General features: G+C 64.6%; 21 protein-coding genes and 1 tRNA gene. 14 read left to right on the top strand and 8 right to left on the bottom strand.

Going from position 1 to position 18,436, the window contains the following annotated elements; genetic code table 11:
- Positions 1-98: 98 nt before the first annotated feature.
- Complete coding sequence (locus DH10_RS11155; protein ID WP_192251350.1) at positions 99-1,259, top strand: YncE family protein; 1,161 nt, start codon at positions 99-101, stop codon at positions 1,257-1,259.
- Between the two features lie 46 nt (positions 1,260-1,305).
- On the opposite strand, the gene DH10_RS11150 is transcribed toward DH10_RS11155, so the two are convergent.
- Positions 1,306-1,390: transfer RNA gene (locus DH10_RS11150), tRNA-Leu, on the bottom strand.
- Positions 1,391-1,659: 269 nt separating this feature from the next.
- Here DH10_RS11150 and DH10_RS11145 point away from each other — a divergent pair.
- Both DH10_RS11145 and DH10_RS11140 read left to right on the top strand, forming a co-directional pair.
- A complete protein-coding gene (locus DH10_RS11145; RefSeq protein ID WP_192251353.1) occupies positions 1,660-2,250 on the top strand; it encodes a YqaA family protein in 591 nt (196 codons plus the stop codon).
- A gap of 24 nt (positions 2,251-2,274) precedes the next feature.
- Positions 2,275-2,793: a disulfide bond formation protein B gene (locus tag DH10_RS11140; protein ID WP_192251356.1), complete on the top strand. Its 519-nt coding sequence runs from the start codon at positions 2,275-2,277 to the stop codon at positions 2,791-2,793.
- Between the two features lie 307 nt (positions 2,794-3,100).
- Here the strand turns inward: DH10_RS11140 and DH10_RS11135 are convergent, their stop codons facing one another.
- Complete coding sequence (locus tag DH10_RS11135) at positions 3,101-3,658, bottom strand: HNH endonuclease (RefSeq protein ID WP_040970486.1); 558 nt, start codon at positions 3,656-3,658, stop codon at positions 3,101-3,103.
- A gap of 111 nt (positions 3,659-3,769) precedes the next feature.
- Positions 3,770-4,429 (bottom strand): DNA-3-methyladenine glycosylase family protein, encoded by a 660-nt coding sequence (locus DH10_RS11130; protein ID WP_192251359.1) that lies wholly within the window; start codon positions 4,427-4,429, stop codon positions 3,770-3,772.
- Positions 4,430-4,524: 95 nt separating this feature from the next.
- Between DH10_RS11130 and gluQRS the strand changes: the two genes are divergently transcribed.
- Positions 4,525-5,400, top strand: a complete 876-nt coding sequence (gene gluQRS / locus DH10_RS11125) for a tRNA glutamyl-Q(34) synthetase GluQRS (protein WP_192251362.1) — start codon at positions 4,525-4,527, stop codon at positions 5,398-5,400.
- On the opposite strand, the gene DH10_RS11120 is transcribed toward gluQRS, so the two are convergent.
- Complete coding sequence (locus DH10_RS11120; RefSeq protein WP_192251365.1) at positions 5,401-5,688, bottom strand: hypothetical protein; 288 nt, start codon at positions 5,686-5,688, stop codon at positions 5,401-5,403. It lies immediately after the preceding gene.
- A gap of 159 nt (positions 5,689-5,847) precedes the next feature.
- Between DH10_RS11120 and DH10_RS11115 the strand changes: the two genes are divergently transcribed.
- Positions 5,848-6,750, top strand: a complete 903-nt coding sequence (locus DH10_RS11115; RefSeq protein WP_192384718.1) for a DMT family transporter — start codon at positions 5,848-5,850, stop codon at positions 6,748-6,750.
- Here DH10_RS11115 and DH10_RS11110 read toward each other — a convergent pair.
- Positions 6,720-7,571 carry a YihY/virulence factor BrkB family protein gene (locus DH10_RS11110; protein ID WP_192251371.1) on the bottom strand — a complete coding sequence of 284 codons (852 nt, stop codon included), beginning with the start codon at positions 7,569-7,571 and terminating at the stop codon, positions 6,720-6,722. The two genes, DH10_RS11115 and DH10_RS11110, sit on opposite strands and share 31 nt — an antisense overlap.
- Before the next feature lie 38 nt (positions 7,572-7,609).
- Here DH10_RS11110 and DH10_RS11105 point away from each other — a divergent pair, with 38 nt between their 5' ends.
- The 7 genes from DH10_RS11105 (at position 7,610) to DH10_RS11075 (ending at position 13,160) form a co-directional block, all read left to right on the top strand.
- Entirely contained in the window at positions 7,610-8,497 is an 888-nt protein-coding gene (locus DH10_RS11105; protein ID WP_192251373.1) for an SDR family oxidoreductase, read from the top strand.
- Between the two features lie 24 nt (positions 8,498-8,521).
- Positions 8,522-8,713 (top strand): twin transmembrane helix small protein, encoded by a 192-nt coding sequence (locus tag DH10_RS11100; protein WP_192251375.1) that lies wholly within the window; start codon positions 8,522-8,524, stop codon positions 8,711-8,713.
- A 17-nt stretch (positions 8,714-8,730) separates the two neighbouring features.
- Positions 8,731-9,312, top strand: coding sequence for a cob(I)yrinic acid a,c-diamide adenosyltransferase (locus DH10_RS11095; protein WP_192251378.1), 582 nt, complete (start codon positions 8,731-8,733; stop codon positions 9,310-9,312).
- A gap of 19 nt (positions 9,313-9,331) precedes the next feature.
- Complete coding sequence (locus DH10_RS11090) at positions 9,332-10,141, top strand: rhomboid family intramembrane serine protease (RefSeq protein ID WP_192251381.1); 810 nt, start codon at positions 9,332-9,334, stop codon at positions 10,139-10,141.
- Positions 10,142-10,306: 165 nt separating this feature from the next.
- Entirely contained in the window at positions 10,307-11,056 is a 750-nt protein-coding gene (locus DH10_RS11085; RefSeq protein ID WP_192251385.1) for an electron transfer flavoprotein subunit beta/FixA family protein, read from the top strand.
- Positions 11,057-11,079: 23 nt separating this feature from the next.
- Complete coding sequence (locus DH10_RS11080; RefSeq protein ID WP_192251388.1) at positions 11,080-12,009, top strand: electron transfer flavoprotein subunit alpha/FixB family protein; 930 nt, start codon at positions 11,080-11,082, stop codon at positions 12,007-12,009.
- A gap of 272 nt (positions 12,010-12,281) precedes the next feature.
- Positions 12,282-13,160 carry a 3-hydroxybutyryl-CoA dehydrogenase gene (locus DH10_RS11075; RefSeq protein ID WP_192251392.1) on the top strand — a complete coding sequence of 293 codons (879 nt, stop codon included), beginning with the start codon at positions 12,282-12,284 and terminating at the stop codon, positions 13,158-13,160.
- 32 nt (positions 13,161-13,192) lie between these two features.
- Here DH10_RS11075 and DH10_RS11070 read toward each other — a convergent pair whose 3' ends face one another.
- The 3 genes from DH10_RS11070 to DH10_RS11060 form a co-directional block, all read right to left on the bottom strand.
- Positions 13,193-15,154, bottom strand: coding sequence for a PAS domain S-box protein (locus DH10_RS11070; protein WP_246811539.1), 1,962 nt, complete (start codon positions 15,152-15,154; stop codon positions 13,193-13,195).
- A gap of 140 nt (positions 15,155-15,294) precedes the next feature.
- A complete protein-coding gene (locus tag DH10_RS11065; RefSeq protein ID WP_192251395.1) occupies positions 15,295-15,933 on the bottom strand; it encodes an NrsF family protein in 639 nt (212 codons plus the stop codon).
- 1 nt (position 15,934) lies between these two features.
- Positions 15,935-16,471 (bottom strand): sigma-70 family RNA polymerase sigma factor, encoded by a 537-nt coding sequence (locus DH10_RS11060; RefSeq protein WP_192251398.1) that lies wholly within the window; start codon positions 16,469-16,471, stop codon positions 15,935-15,937.
- 204 nt (positions 16,472-16,675) lie between these two features.
- Here DH10_RS11060 and DH10_RS11055 point away from each other — a divergent pair, with 204 nt between their 5' ends.
- Together DH10_RS11055 and DH10_RS11050 are read left to right on the top strand one after the other, a co-directional pair.
- Positions 16,676-17,683 carry an iron ABC transporter substrate-binding protein gene (locus DH10_RS11055; RefSeq protein WP_192251401.1) on the top strand — a complete coding sequence of 336 codons (1,008 nt, stop codon included), beginning with the start codon at positions 16,676-16,678 and terminating at the stop codon, positions 17,681-17,683.
- Between the two features lie 172 nt (positions 17,684-17,855).
- Positions 17,856-18,436, top strand: a 581-nt coding sequence (locus DH10_RS11050; protein WP_192384717.1) for an ABC transporter permease, incomplete at its 3' end; no start/stop codon positions are given.

Below are 18,436 nucleotides of genomic sequence, written 5' to 3'. Positions count from 1 at the left end.
CACCAAGTGTTAGATTCCATCCACTAGATGAAAGGCTGCACACCGGCTAAGGCATCCGATGGCCGGATCCGGCCGCCTTCACCACAAAGCATTTCCCAATGATCGAAACCTTCCTGCGCTTCGCCCGCCTCTGTGCGCCGCTTGTCCTGCTCGCCATGTTTCCGTCCCGGGCCCTGGCCGATACTTGTCCCGAGGATTGCTCCGAGCCTGCGCCGCCGCCCGTCAACATCTACAGCCACACCACCGCCGGCCATATGAGCCAGGCCGCGGCAGGTGCGTTGCCGCGCGTGTATGTGCCCAACCGCTCCTCGAACAGCGTCTCGGTGATCGACATGGCGACGCTGAAGGAAGTCGACAGGTTTCTGGTCGGCAGCAAGCCGCAGCACGTCGTTCCTTCCTGGGACCTGAAGACGCTCTGGGTGGCCAACAACGGCACCGGCAAGAACGGCAGCCTGACGCCGATCGACCCGACGACCGCCAAGCCCGGCAAGCAGGTTCCGGTCGACGACCCCTACAACATGTACTTCATGCCGGACGGCAGCGCCGCCATCATCGTCGACGAGGCCCTGAGGCAGCTCGACCTGCGCGATCCGCAGACCATGGCCCTGAAAGCGATCATCCCGACGCCGACCTGCCCCGGCATCAACCATGCCGATTTCGCGGCAGACAATTCCTATGCGATCTTCACCTGCGAATATGGCGACGGCGGCCTGGCCAAGATCGACCTCAAGAGCCAGAAAGTGCTCGGCCATCTCGATCTGTCGAGGATGGGCATGCCGCAGGACATAAGGCTCTCGCCCGACGGCAAGGTCTTCTACGTCGCCGACATGATGAATGACGGCGTCTTCCTGGTCGACGGCGACAGCTTCAAGGAGATCGGTTTCATTCCGACGGGAATAGGCGCCCACGGCTTCGTCGTCAGCCGCGACGGCAAGCGGGTCTACGTCTCGAACCGCGGCTCGCACAAGATGGAACAGGGCCGCGCCGACGGGCCGGGCAGCGTGACCGTGATCGACTTCACCACCCACTCGGTCGTCGCCCAATGGCCGATCCCGGACGGCGGCAGCCCCGACATGGGCAATGTCAGCGCCGACGGCAAGCAGCTATGGCTCTCCGGCCGCTTCGACAGCGAGGTCTACTTGATCGACACGACGTCAGGCGCCGTAACCAAGATCCGCGTCGGCGTGGAGCCGCATGGGCTGACCGTGTGGCCGCAGCCCGGGCGATATTCGCAGGGGCATACGGGGAATATGCGGTAAGGCGCTTTTTGGGTGGCCTGTCATCCGGAGCTCGCAGAGCGAAGGATGGTGCCCCTAGCCGGGATCGAACCAGCACTCCTTGCGGAACTCGATTTTGAGTCGAGCGCGTCTACCAATTCCGCCATAGGGGCTCAGGCCGGGCGGCCTGGATGGGCGCGGACTATACGGTTGGACGGGCTTTCGTCAACTGGCCTGTTGCCGATTTGCCGGCGCCGCCCGCGTCCCTGCCACAGCTTTTGGCTTCGTGGCGGCGCCGCCATTGTGCGGCGCGGAAAATCTTTCTAGACATGCGGCGTACCTGTGCCGAGACCCTCTGCTGCGGCGCTTTGGGTCCTTGTCTTCCTGCCTGTCGTTGCCCAAAACCGCTAAGCGCTTCGGGTGGCATGCATTAGGAGAGCCGATGCTTCGCGGACTTTACGACTGGACCCTGTCGCTGGCGGCAAGGAAATCGGCCGAATGGTGGCTGGCCTTCATCGCCTTCGTCGAAAGTTCCGTCTTCCTGGTGCCGGCCGACGTGCTCTTTCTGCCGATGGCGCTGTCCAAACCCGAACGCGCCTATCGCTATGCGCTGATCGCCACTGTAGCCTCGGTGCTGGGCGGCGTCTTCGGCTGGTTTATTGGCCACTATGCCTATGAGGCCGTGGCAAAGCCCGTCCTCGAATTCTACGGCAAATACGACGAGTTCGAGCAGATGCGGACTTCATCCGGTGTCGGCTTCATCATCCTGATGCTGGTCACCTCGGGCGCCGCACACCTGCCGCCGATCAAGGTGGTGACGATTCTCTCCGGCGTCATAGGCGTGAACCTGCTGCTCTTCATCGGGCTGGCGATCGTGGCGCGCGGCGCCCGTTTCCTGCTGCTTGCCTGGCTGCTGCGCCGCTACGGCGAGTCGATCAAGGAGTTCATCGAGAAGCGCCTGGGTATGATCGTCAGCGCCGGCGCCGCTGCCCTTATTTTGCTCTATATCGCGGTCAGATATGCCCACGGATAAGCCCAAGCGAACGGATCAGGACCGATGACAGCGACCATGAATGCCGACACCGGACGCCAGCGGACGCGCGCCGCGTTGTTCCTTGCCGTCGCCATGGCAGCCACCGTCGGCTCGGCGCTGGCCTTCCAGTACATCGGCGGCTACATCCCTTGCCATCTCTGCCTGGAGCAGCGCACGCCCTATTACATCGGCGCGCCGCTCATGGTGGTAGCTGTGGTTGCCTCGACGCTGCGCGCGCCGGCCTGGGTGACGCGCGGGCTGCTCGCGATCGGCGGCCTCCTGATGCTTTACGGCCTCTATCTAGGCGTCTACCACTCCGGCGTCGAATGGGCCTGGTGGCCCGGCCCCGCCGACTGCACGGCCGGCGCCGGCCCGGTGGACACCGGCGGCAAGGGCGTGCTCGACGCGCTCGACAAATTCGTGCCGCCCTCCTGCGACAAGGCGGCCTTGCGCATCCTCGGCCTGTCGCTTGCCGGCTGGAACGCCATCGCCAGCTTCATCCTCGCCGTGGTCGCCTTCCGCAGCGCGCTTTCGCGCGACTGAGCCGGCGCGACCCGGAACTCGCGGCACCCTGCCTGCAGCTGGATTTGAAGGTCGGCGCCGCCCCTCATTGCCCTGCCCGTCCTCCGCAGCAGCTGCGGAGGGGGGACCGGGCATTTCTCCCGTATAGTGACGGGGAGAAAGACGCCGTTATCAATGGTTTCGCCAATCATCAACGTTGCAGAATGGGTGCCGGGGTCGCGGACGGTTCCCTTCCCCCCGTCACTATACGGGGAGAAGGTGGCGGCAGCCGGATGAGGGGCAGCGCCAAAGATCGACAATTTGCGTGGCTGGTCGATTGTGCCGAACTCTACGGCTCCAGTTCGACATCCCAGTAGAGATAATCCATCCAGCTTTCATGCAGATGGTTGGGCGGGAACAGGCGGCCATTGTTGTGCAGGTCATGCACCGTTGGCTGATAGGGTTTTTGCAGCGGCCACATCTTGGCCTGCGCCGGCATCATCCCGCCTTTCCTGAGATTGCAGGGAGAGCAGGCAGCCACGACATTCTCCCAGGTCGTCGCCCCGCCGCGATGGCGCGGGATGACATGGTCGAAGGTGAGGTCGTCGGTGGTGCCGCAATACTGGCACTGAAAGCGGTCGCGCAGGAACACGTTGAAGCGGGTGAAGGCAGGATGCCTGGACGGCTTCACATAGGCCTTCAGGCTCACCACGCTCGGCAGCTTCATCGAGAAGGTCGGCGAGGAGACGGCATGCTCGTATTCGGCGACGATGTTGACCCGGTCGAGGAAGACAGCCTTGATGGCGTCCTGCCACGACCAGAGCGACAGGGGGTAATAGCTGAGCGGACGGTAGTCCGCATTCAGCACCAGCGCGGGAAGCCCATCCGGAGATACGGCAACCGTCACGTTGTTGGCCTCCTTGGTTCTAGAACCGAACGGCGCGGATACTGTAAGCCCGACATGACAGGGATGTGAAGCGGATTGTCGTTCGCCGAAAGGGTCAAAAACGCATGATTTTCATGCTTTTTTGGCGATCTCGACAGGAGGCGCCGCATCCCTGCCCTTCAATTCCCGATAATACGCCCAGAAAAGCCGCGACGCGACACCTCGCCACGGGCTCCATGATTCGGCCAGCCGAATCAGTGTTTTCTCCGGCGGACGGGGGTCGATGCCCAGCGCATGACCGACCGCCGTCTGCAGCGCGACATCGCGCGCAGGGAAGACATCGGGATGGCCGGCGGCGAAAAGCAGATAGCACTCCGCCGTCCAGGGGCCGATGCCGGGCACGGCCGTCATCGCCGCGATCGCCTCGCCGGCGTCGAGCGAGCAAAGGTGATAAAGATCGAGCCCGTCGGCCACGGCCTCGGCGATCGCGATCAGCCCGCGCTGCTTCGGCCGCGACAAGCCGGCCTCGCGAAAAATGTCCTCGCCGGCGCCAAGTATCTCCTCCGGCGTCAGCGGATCGACCAGCCTGGTCAGCCGGGCGAAGATGGCATCAGCGCTGGCGCGGGACACCTGCTGCGAGACGATGATCGAGGCAAGGCTGACGAATCCCGGCTCGGAGAGCCTCAGCGGCACCTCGCCCGCCATGCCGCGCACCTTCTCCAGCCGCGGATCGATCAGGCAGAGCGCGTCCAGTCCTGCCGCAATGTCGTCGAGCGAGGCGATGCGTTGCACGTTTGCTTGTTCCCTAGGCGCCCGCGAAGTGGCAATTGATGGTCTCTAACTATCAACCGGCAAAAGCGCCTTTCAACCCGAATGCCGCCTGAGACATGACGCTCCTGACATTCCGCTTCGCGCCCAGTCCCAATGGCGAATTGCATCTCGGCCATGCCTATTCGGCCCTGCTCAACCAGCAGATGGCGGCGCGGGCGGACGGACGGCTGTTGCTGCGCATCGAGGACATCGACATCACGCGCTGCACGCCGGAATTCGAGGCCGGCATATATCGCGACCTGAAATGGCTGGGCCTCGCCTGGGAAGAGCCGGTGCGGCGCCAGTCCGAGCATTTTTCCGAATACAAGGCTGTGCTCGACCGGCTGATCGCCGAGGAACTCGTCTATCCCGCCTTCATGAGCCGCGGCGAGATCCGCGCTTTCATTGCCGAGGCCGGGAAACGTGGCCGCGACTGGCCGCGCGACCCCGACGGCGTGCCGCTCTACCCGCCGCTGGATCGGGCCTTGTCCGTGAAGGAGCGCAAGCGGCGCATCGCCGAGAATGCGTCTTTCGCCTGGCGGCTCGACGTCGACGCGGCCATGGCGCGGGTGTCGGGTGCCCTGTCATGGACCGAGTTCACCGACGGGACCATGGTTGCGACGCACACCGTCGAAGCAAGGCCGCAGTCCTGGGGCGACGTCATCGTGGCGCGGCGCGACATCCCGACCAGCTACCATCTCGCCGTGGTTGTCGACGATGCGCTGCAGAGCGTCAGCCATGTCGTGCGCGGTCAGGACCTGTACGCGGCCACCGGCGTGCAGCGCCTGCTCCAGGAGCTGCTGGGCCTCTCGCCGCCGCGTTACTTCCACCATCGCCTGATTCTCGGACCGGACGGCAGGAAACTGTCGAAAAGCCTCAAGGACACCGGCCTTGCCGCACTTCGGGATGCGGGGACGTCGCCGCAGGAGATCAGGCGGCTGGTCGGGCTTTGATTAAAGGCGCGCCAGCCCGGCCTTGATCAGCGCCATCACGCTGATGAAGATGAAGGCGCCGCTCAAGCCCCATGCCACTGCGAGCCTGAGGTCCCTGAAGGTGATGCCGTGCTCGTTGGCGACCATCACTGCGACGAAGAACCCCAGCGTGAAGAGCAGCGTGTTGCCGGTCGAGCCGAAACCGTCGTCCTTCATGATGGCATCGAGCGCAGTGCCAAAAAAGAAACCGAAGACGGCAACGGTCGCGACCGCGAACAGAAGCCAAGTCGTACCGAGATGCAAAAGCATGTCTGCCCACGGCGTGCCTTAACGCCATGCCCCTCTGGCACCGTTTGTTGAATTCGAATGAGCTTATGGATCAACCGTTTCGTTTTGCTTGCCGAATTGAACGGCATTAGAGCAATTGCCGTCATCAACTTTTCACCCGCAGCCAGAGCCCTCGCGAAAATGCACAGCATCAAGCGGTTCATTCCCGCCTCTTTCGTCGTCCTGTGGGCGACCGGCTTCATCGGCGCGCGTTATGCCATGCCGTGGGCGGAGCCTTTCACCTTCCTCGCCGTCCGCTTCGTGCTGGCGGCGATCCTGTTTGCGGGGCTGACCGTTCTCATCGGCTCGCGCCGGGCGACCCGCGAGGAGGCGCTTCACGCGACGGTGGCCGGCGTTCTCATGCATGGCGTCTATCTGGGCGGCGTGTTCTGGGCGATCCACCGGGGCATGCCGGCCGGGCTATCGGCGCTGATCGTCGGTCTCCAGCCGCTGATCACGGCGGTGCTTGCCGGCAAATTCCTCGGCGAGGCGATCCTGCCGCGCCATTGGGCGGGCCTCGAGGTCGGGCTTCTGGGCGTCGTTATCGTGCTCTGGCCGAAGCTCGGCATGATCGGCGGCGGCGTCACCGCGGCGACGCTGACGGCCTCGCTGGTCTCGGTGCTCGGCATGGCCGCTGGAACGATCTGGCAGAAGCGCTTCGCCTCCGGCGGCGACCTCGTTTCGGCGACGATGTGGCAGTATGTCGGCGGCTCCGTCGTGACGATCCTCGGATCGCTCGCCTTCGAGACGCGCACGATCACCGTCAACGGCGAGTTCATCTTCGCCATGGCCTGGCTGGTCCTGGTGCTGTCGGTCGGCGCCATCTTCCTGTTGATGGTGATGATCAGGGGCGGCGAGATGTCCAAGGTCGCTTCCCTTTTCTACCTGGTGCCGGCCGTCACCGCCGTCATCGCCTGGGCCCTGTTCGGCGAAGCGCTCAATGCGCTGCAGATCGCCGGCATGGCAATCGCCACGCTGGGCGTCGGCCTGGCCACTGCCCGCCGGAACAGGGCTCAGCCGACTCGCGCCCGCGCATCGAGATAGCGGCTGATCGCGGCGTTGAGCTCGCCGCCGAGGATGAAAATGGCCGAGATGATGTACAGGAACACCACAGCGATCATGATCGAGGCGAGCCCCGCATAGGTCGTCACATAGGACGAGAAATGGTCGAGATAGGTGGCGAAGATGGTCGAGCCGGCCAGCCAGGCGACCAGCGTGAAGACGATGCCCGGAACGATCGAGACAAAGCGACGCTTGCCGGCCGGCAGCCAGATATGCACCGAAAACAGACCGATGACGATGACCGTCGAGGCGATGACGTAACGCCATATGGTGATCGTGCCCATATAGGGCTTGATCCATTCGAGATGCGCCTCGGCCAGCCGCGCGAGCAGCGGCGCGAACACCAGAAGCACGCTGACGGCGAGAAAACAGGCCGTCGCGATCAGCACGAAAATGATGCTCTGCACCCTACGGTGGATGATGCCGCGCGTCTCGGTCACGCGATAGGCGCGGTTGAGCGAGGTGCGCAGCGCCTCGATGCCGTTCGAGGCAAAGTAGGCGGCCAGCAGCACGCCATAGGTCAGAAGGTCGGTGCGCCGCACGGTGAGCACGTTCTGCACCTCGCGCGCGATTGGCTTGGCGATCTGCTCCGGCCAGGTGTCGAACACCAGATGCACGGCCGTGTCGGCGAAGGCGCGCGCGCCGAAGAAACTCGCAAGCGTCGTGGCGAAGATCAGGAACGGAAACAGCGCCATCAGCGAGGTGATTGCCAGATGGCTGGCCATCGCCCAGCCGTCGTCCGTCGTGAAATGGCCGATCGCATCGTAGAGGACGCGCTTGATGGCGACGATATTCCTGAGCAAGGACCCGCGCTCCGCTCGATTGTGTCGACGCCGCGAATATGGGAAGTGATTGCGGCAAATGGCAACCCCGGGGTCAGACAACGTTGCCCACCGCTGAACAGTTGCGCAGCATCATCGTCACCGGCGCCTCCTCCGGCATAGGCGCCTATTGCGCGCGGGCATTGAAGGCGGAAGGCTGGCGCGTGTTCGCCACGGCGCGCAAGCCGGCCGACATCGCCGCGCTCAAGGCGGACGGCATCGAGGCCTTCTATCTCGACTATCGAGAAGCCGACTCCATCGCCGCCCTGGTCGATGCCGTGCTGGGGCGCACGGGCGGCACGCTGGCGGCGCTGTTCAACAATGGCGCCTACGCGCAGCCGGGCGCCGTCGAGGACCTGCCCGTCGAGGCGCTGCGCGAGCAGTTCGAGGCGAACTTCTTCGGCTGGCACGACCTGACCCGCCGTGTCGTGCCGGTCATGCGCCGCCAGGGCCACGGCCGCCTCGTCCACTGCTCTTCGATCCTGGGGCTCGCCCCGGTCCGTTTTCGCGGCGCCTATTCGGCGTCGAAACATGCCATCGAAGGCTTGATGCTTTGCATGCGCCAGGAGCTCGAAGGCAGCGGTATCCATGCCTCATTGATCGAGCCGGGGCCGGTGACCTCGAAGATCGCCAGCAACGGCCTGGCCTGGTTCTTGAAAAATATCGACGTCGAGAACTCCGTCCACCGCGCCGACTACCAGGCGCAGCTTGCGCGGCTGCAGGCCGGCGGCAGCGTCTCGCGTCTGAAGCCCGGACCGGAAGTGGTTCATGCCGCCTTGCGCCACGCGCTTCTGTCACAGCGCCCACGTCCGCACTATGTGGTAACGGTGCCGGCCAGAATCGGCGTGGTGCTCAAGCGCATCCTGCCGGCATCAGCGCTCTACCGCGTGCTCGCCAGGCGCGCCTGACCAAAACCGAACTGGAGCCCGCCCATGGCAACCGTCTTCAACATCCTCGCAATCGTCGTCATGGCCGCCGTCGTGGTCGTGCTGATTCGCGGCCTCATCAACATGATGCGCGGCGGTTCCGGCTTCACCTCGAACAAGCTGATGCAGGCCCGCGTGCTGCTGCAGTTCATAGCCTTGGTGCTGATCATGCTGACCGTCTACTTCACCCGCAAGTAACGGGCCGGGAGGGCGACGTGGTCAAGCTCAACAAGATCTACACCCGCACCGGCGACGACGGCACCACCGGTCTCGGCAGCGGCGAGCGGCGGCTGAAATCCGATCTGCGCGTCGAAGCCTATGGCACGGTGGACGAGGCTAATGCCTGCATCGGCATGGCGCGCGTCCACACCGCAAAGGATCATCCGGCGATCGACGCCATGCTCTCCCGAATCCAGAACGACCTTTTCGATCTCGGCGCCGATCTTGCGGTGCCCGACGAGGGCAAGCCGCTCGACTACGAGCCGCTGCGCATCGTCGCCGCGCAGACCGGACGTGTCGAAAAGGATATCGATGTTCTCAACAAGGACCTGCAGCCGCTGAAGTCCTTCGTGCTGAACGGCGGCACGCCGGCCGCCGCCGCCCTGCATCTGGCGCGCACGGTGGCGCGGCGCGCCGAGCGCGTCATGGTGGCGCTGGCGCAGCATCCTGCCGAGCACGTCAACCGCGAGGCGCTGAAATACATCAACCGCGTCTCCGACTTCCTGTTCGTCGCGGCGCGGGCGGTCAATGACAACGGAAATGCCGACGTGCTATGGGTTCCCGGCAAGAACCGCTGACGTATGGCGGGAGGGTCCGATGTTCATCCCGCTCTACGACACCAACAGGCTGCGCCACATCCGCCTGCAATATGTGACGATCGGCCTGATCGCGGTGAATGCGCTGGTTTATCTCGCGACCACGCTTGGCGGCGAGAACTTCACCAACGCCGCGGTGCTCGGCCTCGGCTTCATCCCTTCGGTGGTCCACGACAAGGTCGAGCTGTCGCCCGAATTCGTCGTCATTCCCGAAAGCCTCAGCTATCTCACCTATTCCTTCCTGCATGCCGACATCTTCCACCTCGGCGGCAACATGCTGTTCCTGTGGGTGTTCGGCGACAATGTCGAGGATGCGCTCGGCCATATCCGCTACCTGATCTTCTACCTCGCCTGCGCGGCGGCGGGCGCTTTCTTTCAAGGGTTGGTTGGCTGGGATTCGCAGGTGCCGTTGATCGGCGCCTCCGGTGCCATCGCCGGCGTGGTCGCCGCCTATCTGATCCTCTATCCGAGGGTTAAGGTGTGGGTGCTGGCTTTTGCCCGCATCCCCTTGCGCATTCCCGCCTTCATCCCGCTCATCCTCTGGATCCTGTTCCAGATCGTGATGTTTGCCGCGGGCGGCGAGGACCAGATTTCCTGGGCCTGCCACATCGGCGGCATCATCGCCGGCGCCGTTCTGGTTCTGGTGCTGCGCAGCCGGGGCGTGCCGCTGCTTGCCGGCGCCGACGGCGAGCCGGACCCGACGCCGAAGGTCCAGCAGGTGCCGGTTCCGACCGAGCCCGGGGCAACCCCCGAAACTCCGGCGCAGCCGGCGCCGCAATGGGGCCGCGGCGCGGCGTCCCCTCGGGACTGAACCGATTTGAGTGCGTCGTGCATATTGACGCGCCGGATTGCCGCCACTACGGAAACGCCCACCACACTGGACGGATATTCCGCCCGGAATGTCGGCTTTCGACAACTCTGACAAGGCGCACACTGCTATAGCGCGCCCGACTATCTCAGGAGAGGTGACAGGAAAATGAAGATCCTTGTGCCCGTGAAGCGGGTTGTGGATGCGAACGTCAAGGTCCGGGTCAAGGCCGACGGACTGGGCGTGGAGCTTGCCAACGTCAAGATGGCGATGAACCCGTTCGACGAGATTGCGGTCGAGGAAGCGATCCGGATCAAGGAAGCCGGCAAGGCCGAAGAGATCATCGTCGTGTCGATCGGCCCGCAGCAGGCGCAGGAGACGCTTCGCACCGCGCTCGCCATGGGCGCCGACCGCGCCATCCTGGTCAAGACGGATGAGCAGACCGAGCCGCTGGGCGTCGCCAAGGTGCTGAAGGGCGTGGTCGAGGCCGAGAAGCCCGGCCTCGTCATCCTCGGCAAGCAGGCGATCGACGATGACTCGAACCAGACCGGCCAGATGCTGGCGGCACTTTTGGGCTGGGCGCAGGGCACCTTCGCCTCCAAGATCGAGCTCGGTGGCGACAAGGCCAAGGTTACGCGCGAGGTCGATGGCGGTCTGCAGACGGTGGAGCTGAAGATGCCGGCGATCGTCACCGCCGACCTTCGCCTCAACCAGCCGCGCTATGCCTCGCTGCCCAACATCATGAAGGCCAAGAAGAAGCCGCTCGACGAGAAGAGCCCGGCCGACTACGGCGCCGACGTCAAGCCGCGGCTCAAGGTGATCAAGACCGAGGAGCCGGGCGGCCGCAAGGCGGGCGTCAAGGTCAAGAGCGTCGCCGAGTTGATCGAGAAGCTGAAGAACGAAGCCGGCGTTCTGTAAGGGATCGGGAAAGGACAAGAAAAATGGCAATTCTCCTCATCGCCGAACACGACAACGCAACCCTTTCCGACCAGACCGCCAAGGCGCTGTCGGCGGCCCTCCAGATCGGCTCCGACGTCGACGTGCTGGTTGCCGGCAAGGGCGCCAAGGCCCCTGCCGACGCCGCTGCCAAGCTGAAAGGCGTTCGCAAGGTGCTGCTGGCCGAAGCCGATGAGCTCTCCGAGCGTCTGGCAGAACCGCTGGCCGCGCTCGTGGTGTCGCTCGCCGGCTCCTATGACACGATCGTCGCGCCGGCCACCTCGGCCGGCAAGAACGTCGCGCCGCGCGTCGCGGCCCTGCTCGACGTCGCGCAGGTGTCCGAGATCATCGAGGTGGTCTCGCCCGATACCTTCAAGCGGCCGATCTACGCCGGCAACGCCATCCAGACCGTGCAGTCGACCGACGCCAAGAAAGTCATCACGGTGCGCACCGCCTCCTTCTCGGCCGCGCCCGAGGGCGGCTCGGCTTCGGTCGAGACGGTGAACGCCGCCGCGAACCCCGGCCTCTCCTCCTTCGTCGAGAACAAGCTCTCCGAGAACGACCGTCCGGAGCTGACCTCGGCCAAGATCATCATCTCGGGCGGCCGCGCGCTCGGCTCGTCGGAAAAGTTCCAGGAAGTGATCCTGCCCGTCGCCGACAAGCTCGGCGCCGCCGTCGGCGCCTCCCGCGCGGCGGTCGACGCCGGCTACGCCCCGAACGACTGGCAGGTCGGCCAGACCGGCAAGGTGGTCGCCCCCGATCTCTACATCGCCGTCGGCATCTCCGGCGCCATCCAGCACCTCGCCGGCATGAAGGATAGCAAGGTCATCGTCGCCATCAACAAGGACGAGGAAGCGCCGATCTTCCAGGTTGCCGACTACGGCCTCGTCGGCGATCTCTTCGTTATCCTGCCGGAGCTGCAAAAGGCGCTTTGACGCGTTCTGCTTAGGCATATTAAAATCCGAAGGGTGGGGTAGACGAAGTCGCCCCGCCCTTTTAGTTTGCACTGCACAAAAAGCAGGCCGTGAAAGGCCTGGGCAATTCCGGGAAAAGTGGGTAGCGGTTTTCCGTCGGGAATTGCGACAAACAAAAAAGGCAATTCCAGGAAAGGGCGCAGCGTTGTTGCGTCCGGAATTGCGGGAAACAAAGAGATGGGAGCGTTTCCGTGCGTCGCAGAAGCGGAAATGCTCCAGACGGGATCGGGGTAATGAGCAAGATCGAGACGATCGGCATTGTCGGCGCAGGTCAAATGGGCGGCGGTATCGCCCATGTCGCGGCGCTGGCCGGCTACAAGGTCCTGATCCACGACATCTCGTCCGACCGGATCGAGAAGGGCATCGCCACTGTCAGCGGCAACATGGCCCGCCAGGTCGGTTCGGGGAAGCTCGAGGAGAAGGCGCGCAACGAAGCGATGGCGCGCATCTCGTCAGCTACCGCCATGGCCGATCTCGCGGCTGCCGACCTCGTCATCGAGGCGGCGACCGAGGACGAGACGGTCAAGCGCAAGATCTACGCGCAGCTCTGCCCGCAGCTCAATCCGGAGGCGATTCTCGCAACCAACACCTCCTCGATCTCGATCACCCGGCTCGCCGCGCAGACCGACCGGCCGGAGCGCTTCATCGGCATACATTTCATGAACCCGGTGCCGGTGATGAAGCTGGTCGAGCTGGTGCGCGGCATCGCCACCGAGGACCGGACCTTCGAGGCCGCCAAGACGTTCGTGAACCGACTCGACAAGACGATCACCGTTTCGGAGGATTTCCCGGCCTTCATCGTCAACCGCATCCTGCTGCCGATGATCAACGAGGCGATCTACACGCTCTATGAGGGCGTCGGCACGGTCGACGCCATCGACACCGCGATGCGGCTCGGCGCCAACCATCCGATGGGGCCGCTGCAGCTTGCCGACTTCATCGGTCTAGACACCTGCCTGTCGATCATGCAGGTGCTGCATGAGGGCCTGTCGGACTCGAAGTATCGCCCCTGCCCGCTGCTGGTGAAATATGTCGAGGCCGGCTGGCTGGGCCGCAAGACCGGCCGCGGCTTCTACGACTATCGCGGCGATCATCCGGTGCCGACGCGCTGATCCTCCCGACCAAACGCTCTCCGTCGCGGCGCTCAGGATGCCGCGGCAAGCGGCAGCGGCGCCGCGTCGTCTTTCGAGGCTTCGTCCGGGGCCGCCGAAACGCAACCGCGTCCGGCCGCCTTGGCGGCATAGCAGGCGGCGTCCGCTCGAGCGATGATCTCGTCCGCCTCGCCGCAGCCGGCGCGGATCGGCGCGAGCCCGATGCTGGCGCCGATCGAATGCGGCCGACCGTCCCAGCTGAAATTCAGGTTGCGGATGGTATCGATGATGGAGCGCGCCGCTATTGCAGCCCGTGCCGGTGCGCTTGACTTCAGGATGACGGCAAACTCGTCGCCGCCCAGACGCGCGACGATGTCCTCGGGCCCGAGCACATTGCGGATCGCATCGGCCACGCGTTTCAACAATGCATCGCCGGCGGCATGGCCGCCGGTGTCGTTGACCGCCTTGAAATGATCGAGGTCGACGAACATGAAGTGGTGCTCGCCGCCGGTGAGACGGCACCGATCGACCAGTTCCTCCATCGTGCGGATGAAGCTCGAGCGGTTGGCGAGCCCCGTCAGCGCATCATGGGCGGCGGCGTAGGCGAGCTGGCGCTGCAGGGCGCGCGCGTCGGTGAAATCCTGGAAGACGATGACCAGCCCGCAGAATTCGTCGCGGTCGTTCATGATCGGCGAGACCACCTGGCGGATGCTGCAGCGCGTGTCGTCGCGCCGGATGAGAACGGCGCGGGCGTTCTGGTCGCAATGGTGGCGATCGCCGGCCGAAGGTCGCGTCAGGCCGATCCTCTGCCCGCTTTCCTCGTCGACCGCCTGGTAGACATGGCCGAGCACCTTGCCAAGCGCCTCGCCGCTGGCAACGCCGGTGAGCTTTTCGGCGACCGGGTTCATAAAGGTGATGCGGTTGGCGGCATCGGTGCAGATCACCGCGTCGCCGATCGACTGCAGCGTCACCCTGAGCCGCTCCTTCTCGTCGGCCAGCATGGCGGCGGAAACCTTGAGCCGTTCTTCGGCTTGCTTGCGCTGGGTGATGTCGGTCAGGCTGCCAATGGCGCGTATCAGCCGGCCCTCGGCGTCGCGCTCGATCGTCTTACCGCGGTCGAGGATCCAGACCCAATGGCCGTCCTTGTGACGCATCCGGAACTCGGCCTCGAAGAAAGGCGTCTCGCCGGCAAGATGCGCCCGGTCCGCCTCGGCGACGCGCTCGCGGTCGTCCGGGTGGATCATCGTCAGCCAGCGGTCGGGATCGCCGTCCAACTCGCCATCGTCATAGCCCAGCATCCTGACCCAGGTCTCGGAGTAGGTCGTGCCGCCCCTGCGCATGTCGAGGCTCCAGACGCCTTGTCCGGCGCTGGTCAGCGCGAAGTTCCAGCGCGTTTCGGCTTCGGCGATGCGCGCTTCGGCCTGCTTGCGCGCATCGATGTCCTCGATCTGCGACACAAGATAAAGCGGGCGACGGGTTTCCTCATCGCGGATGACGGACCCGGCTAGCTGCGCCCACACCGGGGTGCCGTCCTTGCGGAGGTAGCGCTTCTCGAAATGGAAGGAATCGATCTTTCCCTCGTTCAGCGCGATCATCGTCTCACGGCCGATCCGCAGATCGTGGGGATGCGTGATCTGGAAGAAGGTCAGCGCCTCGATTTCCGCGCGGCTGTAGCCGAGCATCGCGGCGAAGGCGGGATTGGTCTGAAGGATGCGGCCATCGAGGCCGACGATGGCGACGCCGATCGCCGAATCCTCCATCGCGCGGCGAAAGCGCTGCTCGCTCTCGGCGATCTGCCGGCGGTCGTCGATGATCTTCCGGATGAACAGCGCCGAGACAAACAGCGTCACGGCCGTGACGGCGACGGATATCTGCAGGCAGACCCTCAGCGCCTCCGAGCCGAGCTCCAGCGCCGGCAACAGGACCGATGCAGTCAGGGTAACGAGCCCTGCCGCCATCAAGAGGGGCACGGCGCGCTTGCCGGCCCGCGGACCTTTCCAACTCAACCACGCCAAAATGCGATCCCACCCAATGCGCAACTGCGCGTCGCCACAACCCTCGCGGATCGATTTTAAGGAATGGTTGCGTAAGCGGCGGCGGCCACTCCGCTAACCGGCAAACAATTGCCGGCATGATTAAAGATCGGTGTGCGATCCTACCAGCGAACGAAAAGCCGCCCACCAAGCGCGCCGAGCGCGGTGAGGAAGGTGATCGCGATCGTGTACCAAGTGGCGACGAACAGCGGCGAATCGTCGAAGCAATGCGCGGCATAGAAGGTCGCCGCCAAGCCACCAGCCAGAAGACCCGCGATAGCGCCGGCCAGCACCGGCCGCGTCGGCGCGCCATAGCGCAGCATGCCGAGGAAGATCGCCAGCGGGCCGATGCCGATCAGCGGGATGAAGCTCATGCAGATCATCATGTTGGAGCCCACGAGCCGCCTGCCCCACTCCGCCTCCGGCACGACGAGAAGCTCCAGGATCACGGCGATCACGACGAGCACGGGCGCGGCGAGCATCCATAGTTTGGCGCGCCTGCTCGCCTCACCGGGCGTCGACAGCGCCCGGACCAGGGCGAAGGCGCTGGCCGTGAGCGCCAGGGTGAAGACGAACTTCGACATGAAGCGCATCGTGTGCATGGCCGGCATGATGTCCGGGCGCGGACCGATGGTCATGAAAAAGACCATCGCCGCGACCACCACCGCCACGCCGACGGCCAGGCACCAGGCCAGGCCAAGCGGCATCGCCTTGTTGCGGGCATCAGCGTCCAGCGCCTTGATGAGGTCCTCGGTTCTCATGTCACTGTCGTCCGAACCTTTTGGCGATCGCGGCAAGGCCGCGATGCAGCGACACCCGCACCGCCGTCTCGCTGATGCCGAGCTTGGCTGCCGTCTCGCCGATCGAATGGCCGTCGACCGAGATCGAGGAAACCACGGAGCGCTGCGCAGGCGGCAAGCCGTCTAGAGCCCGGTTTATGTCGCGCTCGCTGACCGTCTCCGCTTCCGGCTCGGCGAAAGACTCGGCGATCTCGTCGATCTCGACCTCGATGCGCCGGCCTCGCCGGCGGAAGGCATCGATCAGCTTGAAGCGGGCGATCGCATAGACCCATGGCAGCACCGGCGCGTCTTCTCGCCACGTGTGCCGTTTGACGTGAATGGCCAGCAAGGTTTCCTGCACGACATCCTCGGGGTCGACCCCGCCCTGAACGATCTTGCGCCGGACGAAGCCGCGGACGAGGGCGGCTATCCGGTGAAGAAAGTCGGCATAAGCCCTTTCGTCTCCCGCGATCGCGGCCCTGAGCAGCCGGGAGAGCTCGGCTTCGTCCTTGCCGGTCACAAGAGTGTACCCCCGATGTTCGCGTCTCGGCCCTGGTTTGTTACGTGGCCGGCGAAATAATGTCCAAGCCAAAGTGCCGGAAAATCACGAAAGTTTGCGGCGCGGCGACTGATTGAAGCAGCATCACAATGTTGACTATGCTAATCAGGTATTGATAGGTGCAGCCGTGCCCGAACCCTGTCTCCAGATGTGAGGACGATGCCCATGAAACTTGCCCTTTTGACCCTTACCGGCGCCGTCGCGCTGACGGCGAGCCTGATCGCCGGTCCGGCCCTGGCCGAGGATGCCGGCATCATCGTCTACAACGCCCAGCATGAAAGCCTCGCCAAGGAATGGGCGAAGGGCTTCACCAAGGAAACCGGCATCAAGGTGACGCTGCGCAATGGCGGCGACAGCGATTTCTCCAACCAGATCGTCGCCGAAGACGCCGCGTCGCCGGCCGACGTGTTCCTGACCGAGAATTCGCCGGCGATGGCGCTCGTCGAGGCGGCCGGCCTGTTCGCGCCGGTCGATGCCGAGACGCTGGCGCAGGTGCCGCAGGAATACCAGCCCTCGACCGGCAAGTGGGTGGGCGTCGCAGCGCGCAGCACCGTCTTTGTCTACAACAAGGACAAGCTGAAGGAAGACCAGTTGCCCAAATCGCTGCTCGACCTCACCGATCCGAGCTGGAAGGGCCGTTGGGCCGCCTCGCCGTCCGGCGCCGATTTCCAGGCCATCGTCAGCGCTCTGCTCCAGCTCAAGGGCGAGCCCGCGACGACTGCTTGGCTGAAGGCGATGAAGGAGAACTCCACCACATACAAGGGCAACAACACGGTGATGAAGGCGGTCAATGCCGGCGAGATCGATGGCGGCGTGATCTTCCACTATTATTATTTCGGCGACCAGGCGAAAACCGGCGAGAACAGCAAGAATATCGGGCAGCACTATTTCAAGAAACAGGATCCGGGCGCGTTCGTGTCGATCTCCGGTGGCGGCGTGCTGGCTTCGAGCAAGCATCCGAAGGAAGCCCAGGCCTTCTTGAAATGGGTCACCGGCAAGGGCGGCCAGGAGGTGCTGAAGACCGGCACATCCTATGAATACGCGGTCGGCAAGGGTGCCGAGTCCAACCCGAAGCTGGTGCCGCTGGCCGACCTGCAGGCGCCGAAGGTCGATCCGGCGACGCTGAACTCCAAGAAGGTCATCGACCTGATGACGCAAGCCGGCTTGCTTTAGTTCGCGTTCGTCCTAAAAGGACACCGACCGTGCTCCTGCGGGAATTCGCTTTCCGCGGGAGCGCTTTTGTTTTGGAGATGGCCTCGTCGATGACGATCAGCTGCCTTTCCGGCCGCGTTCGCGGTTCATCGGATCGCCTGCGTCCGTCGAGCCTGGTGATGCATTCCCTCTGATGGTATCCGCGATCGACCTCACGCCCTCAGGCCTGCCGGCTGCCGCAAGGCAGCGCCGGCGGTCCACGTCGTGGATCACGCTGGCCGCCGCCCTCGTCTCGCTGATCGCGCTGCTGCCGCTTGCCTTCATCGTCTGGACGGCGATCCAGACCGGCTGGGAAACGGTCGTGGCGCTGATCTTCCGTCCTCGTGTCGGCGGACTCCTCATCAACACTGTCCTGCTCGTCGTCGTGTCGGTGCCGGTCGCCATCGTGCTGTCGGTCGCGCTCGCCTGGCTGACCGAGCGCAGCGATCTGCCTGGCAACCGGCTGTGGTCGTGGCTGTCGGTTGCGCCGCTCGCCATTCCCGCTTTCGTCCACAGCTATGCCTGGATCAGCCTTGTGCCTGGCCTGCACGGGCTCTGGGCCGGCGTGCTGGTCTCCGTCATCGCCTATTTCCCGTTCCTCTATCTGCCGATCGCGGCCGCGCTGCGCCGGCTCGACCCTGCGCTGGAGGATGCCGCGGCCGCGCTTGGCCTCGGCCCGTGGCGGGTCTTCGCGCGTGTCGTGCTGCCGCAATTGAGGCTCGCCATCTGCGGCGG

The organism is Mesorhizobium silamurunense (assembly GCF_014843825.1).
GTDB classification, from domain to species: domain Bacteria; phylum Pseudomonadota; class Alphaproteobacteria; order Rhizobiales; family Rhizobiaceae; genus Mesorhizobium; species Mesorhizobium silamurunense.
Note: the sequence above shows the minus strand (reverse complement) of the source record. Positions and strands in the feature narration are given on the sequence as shown.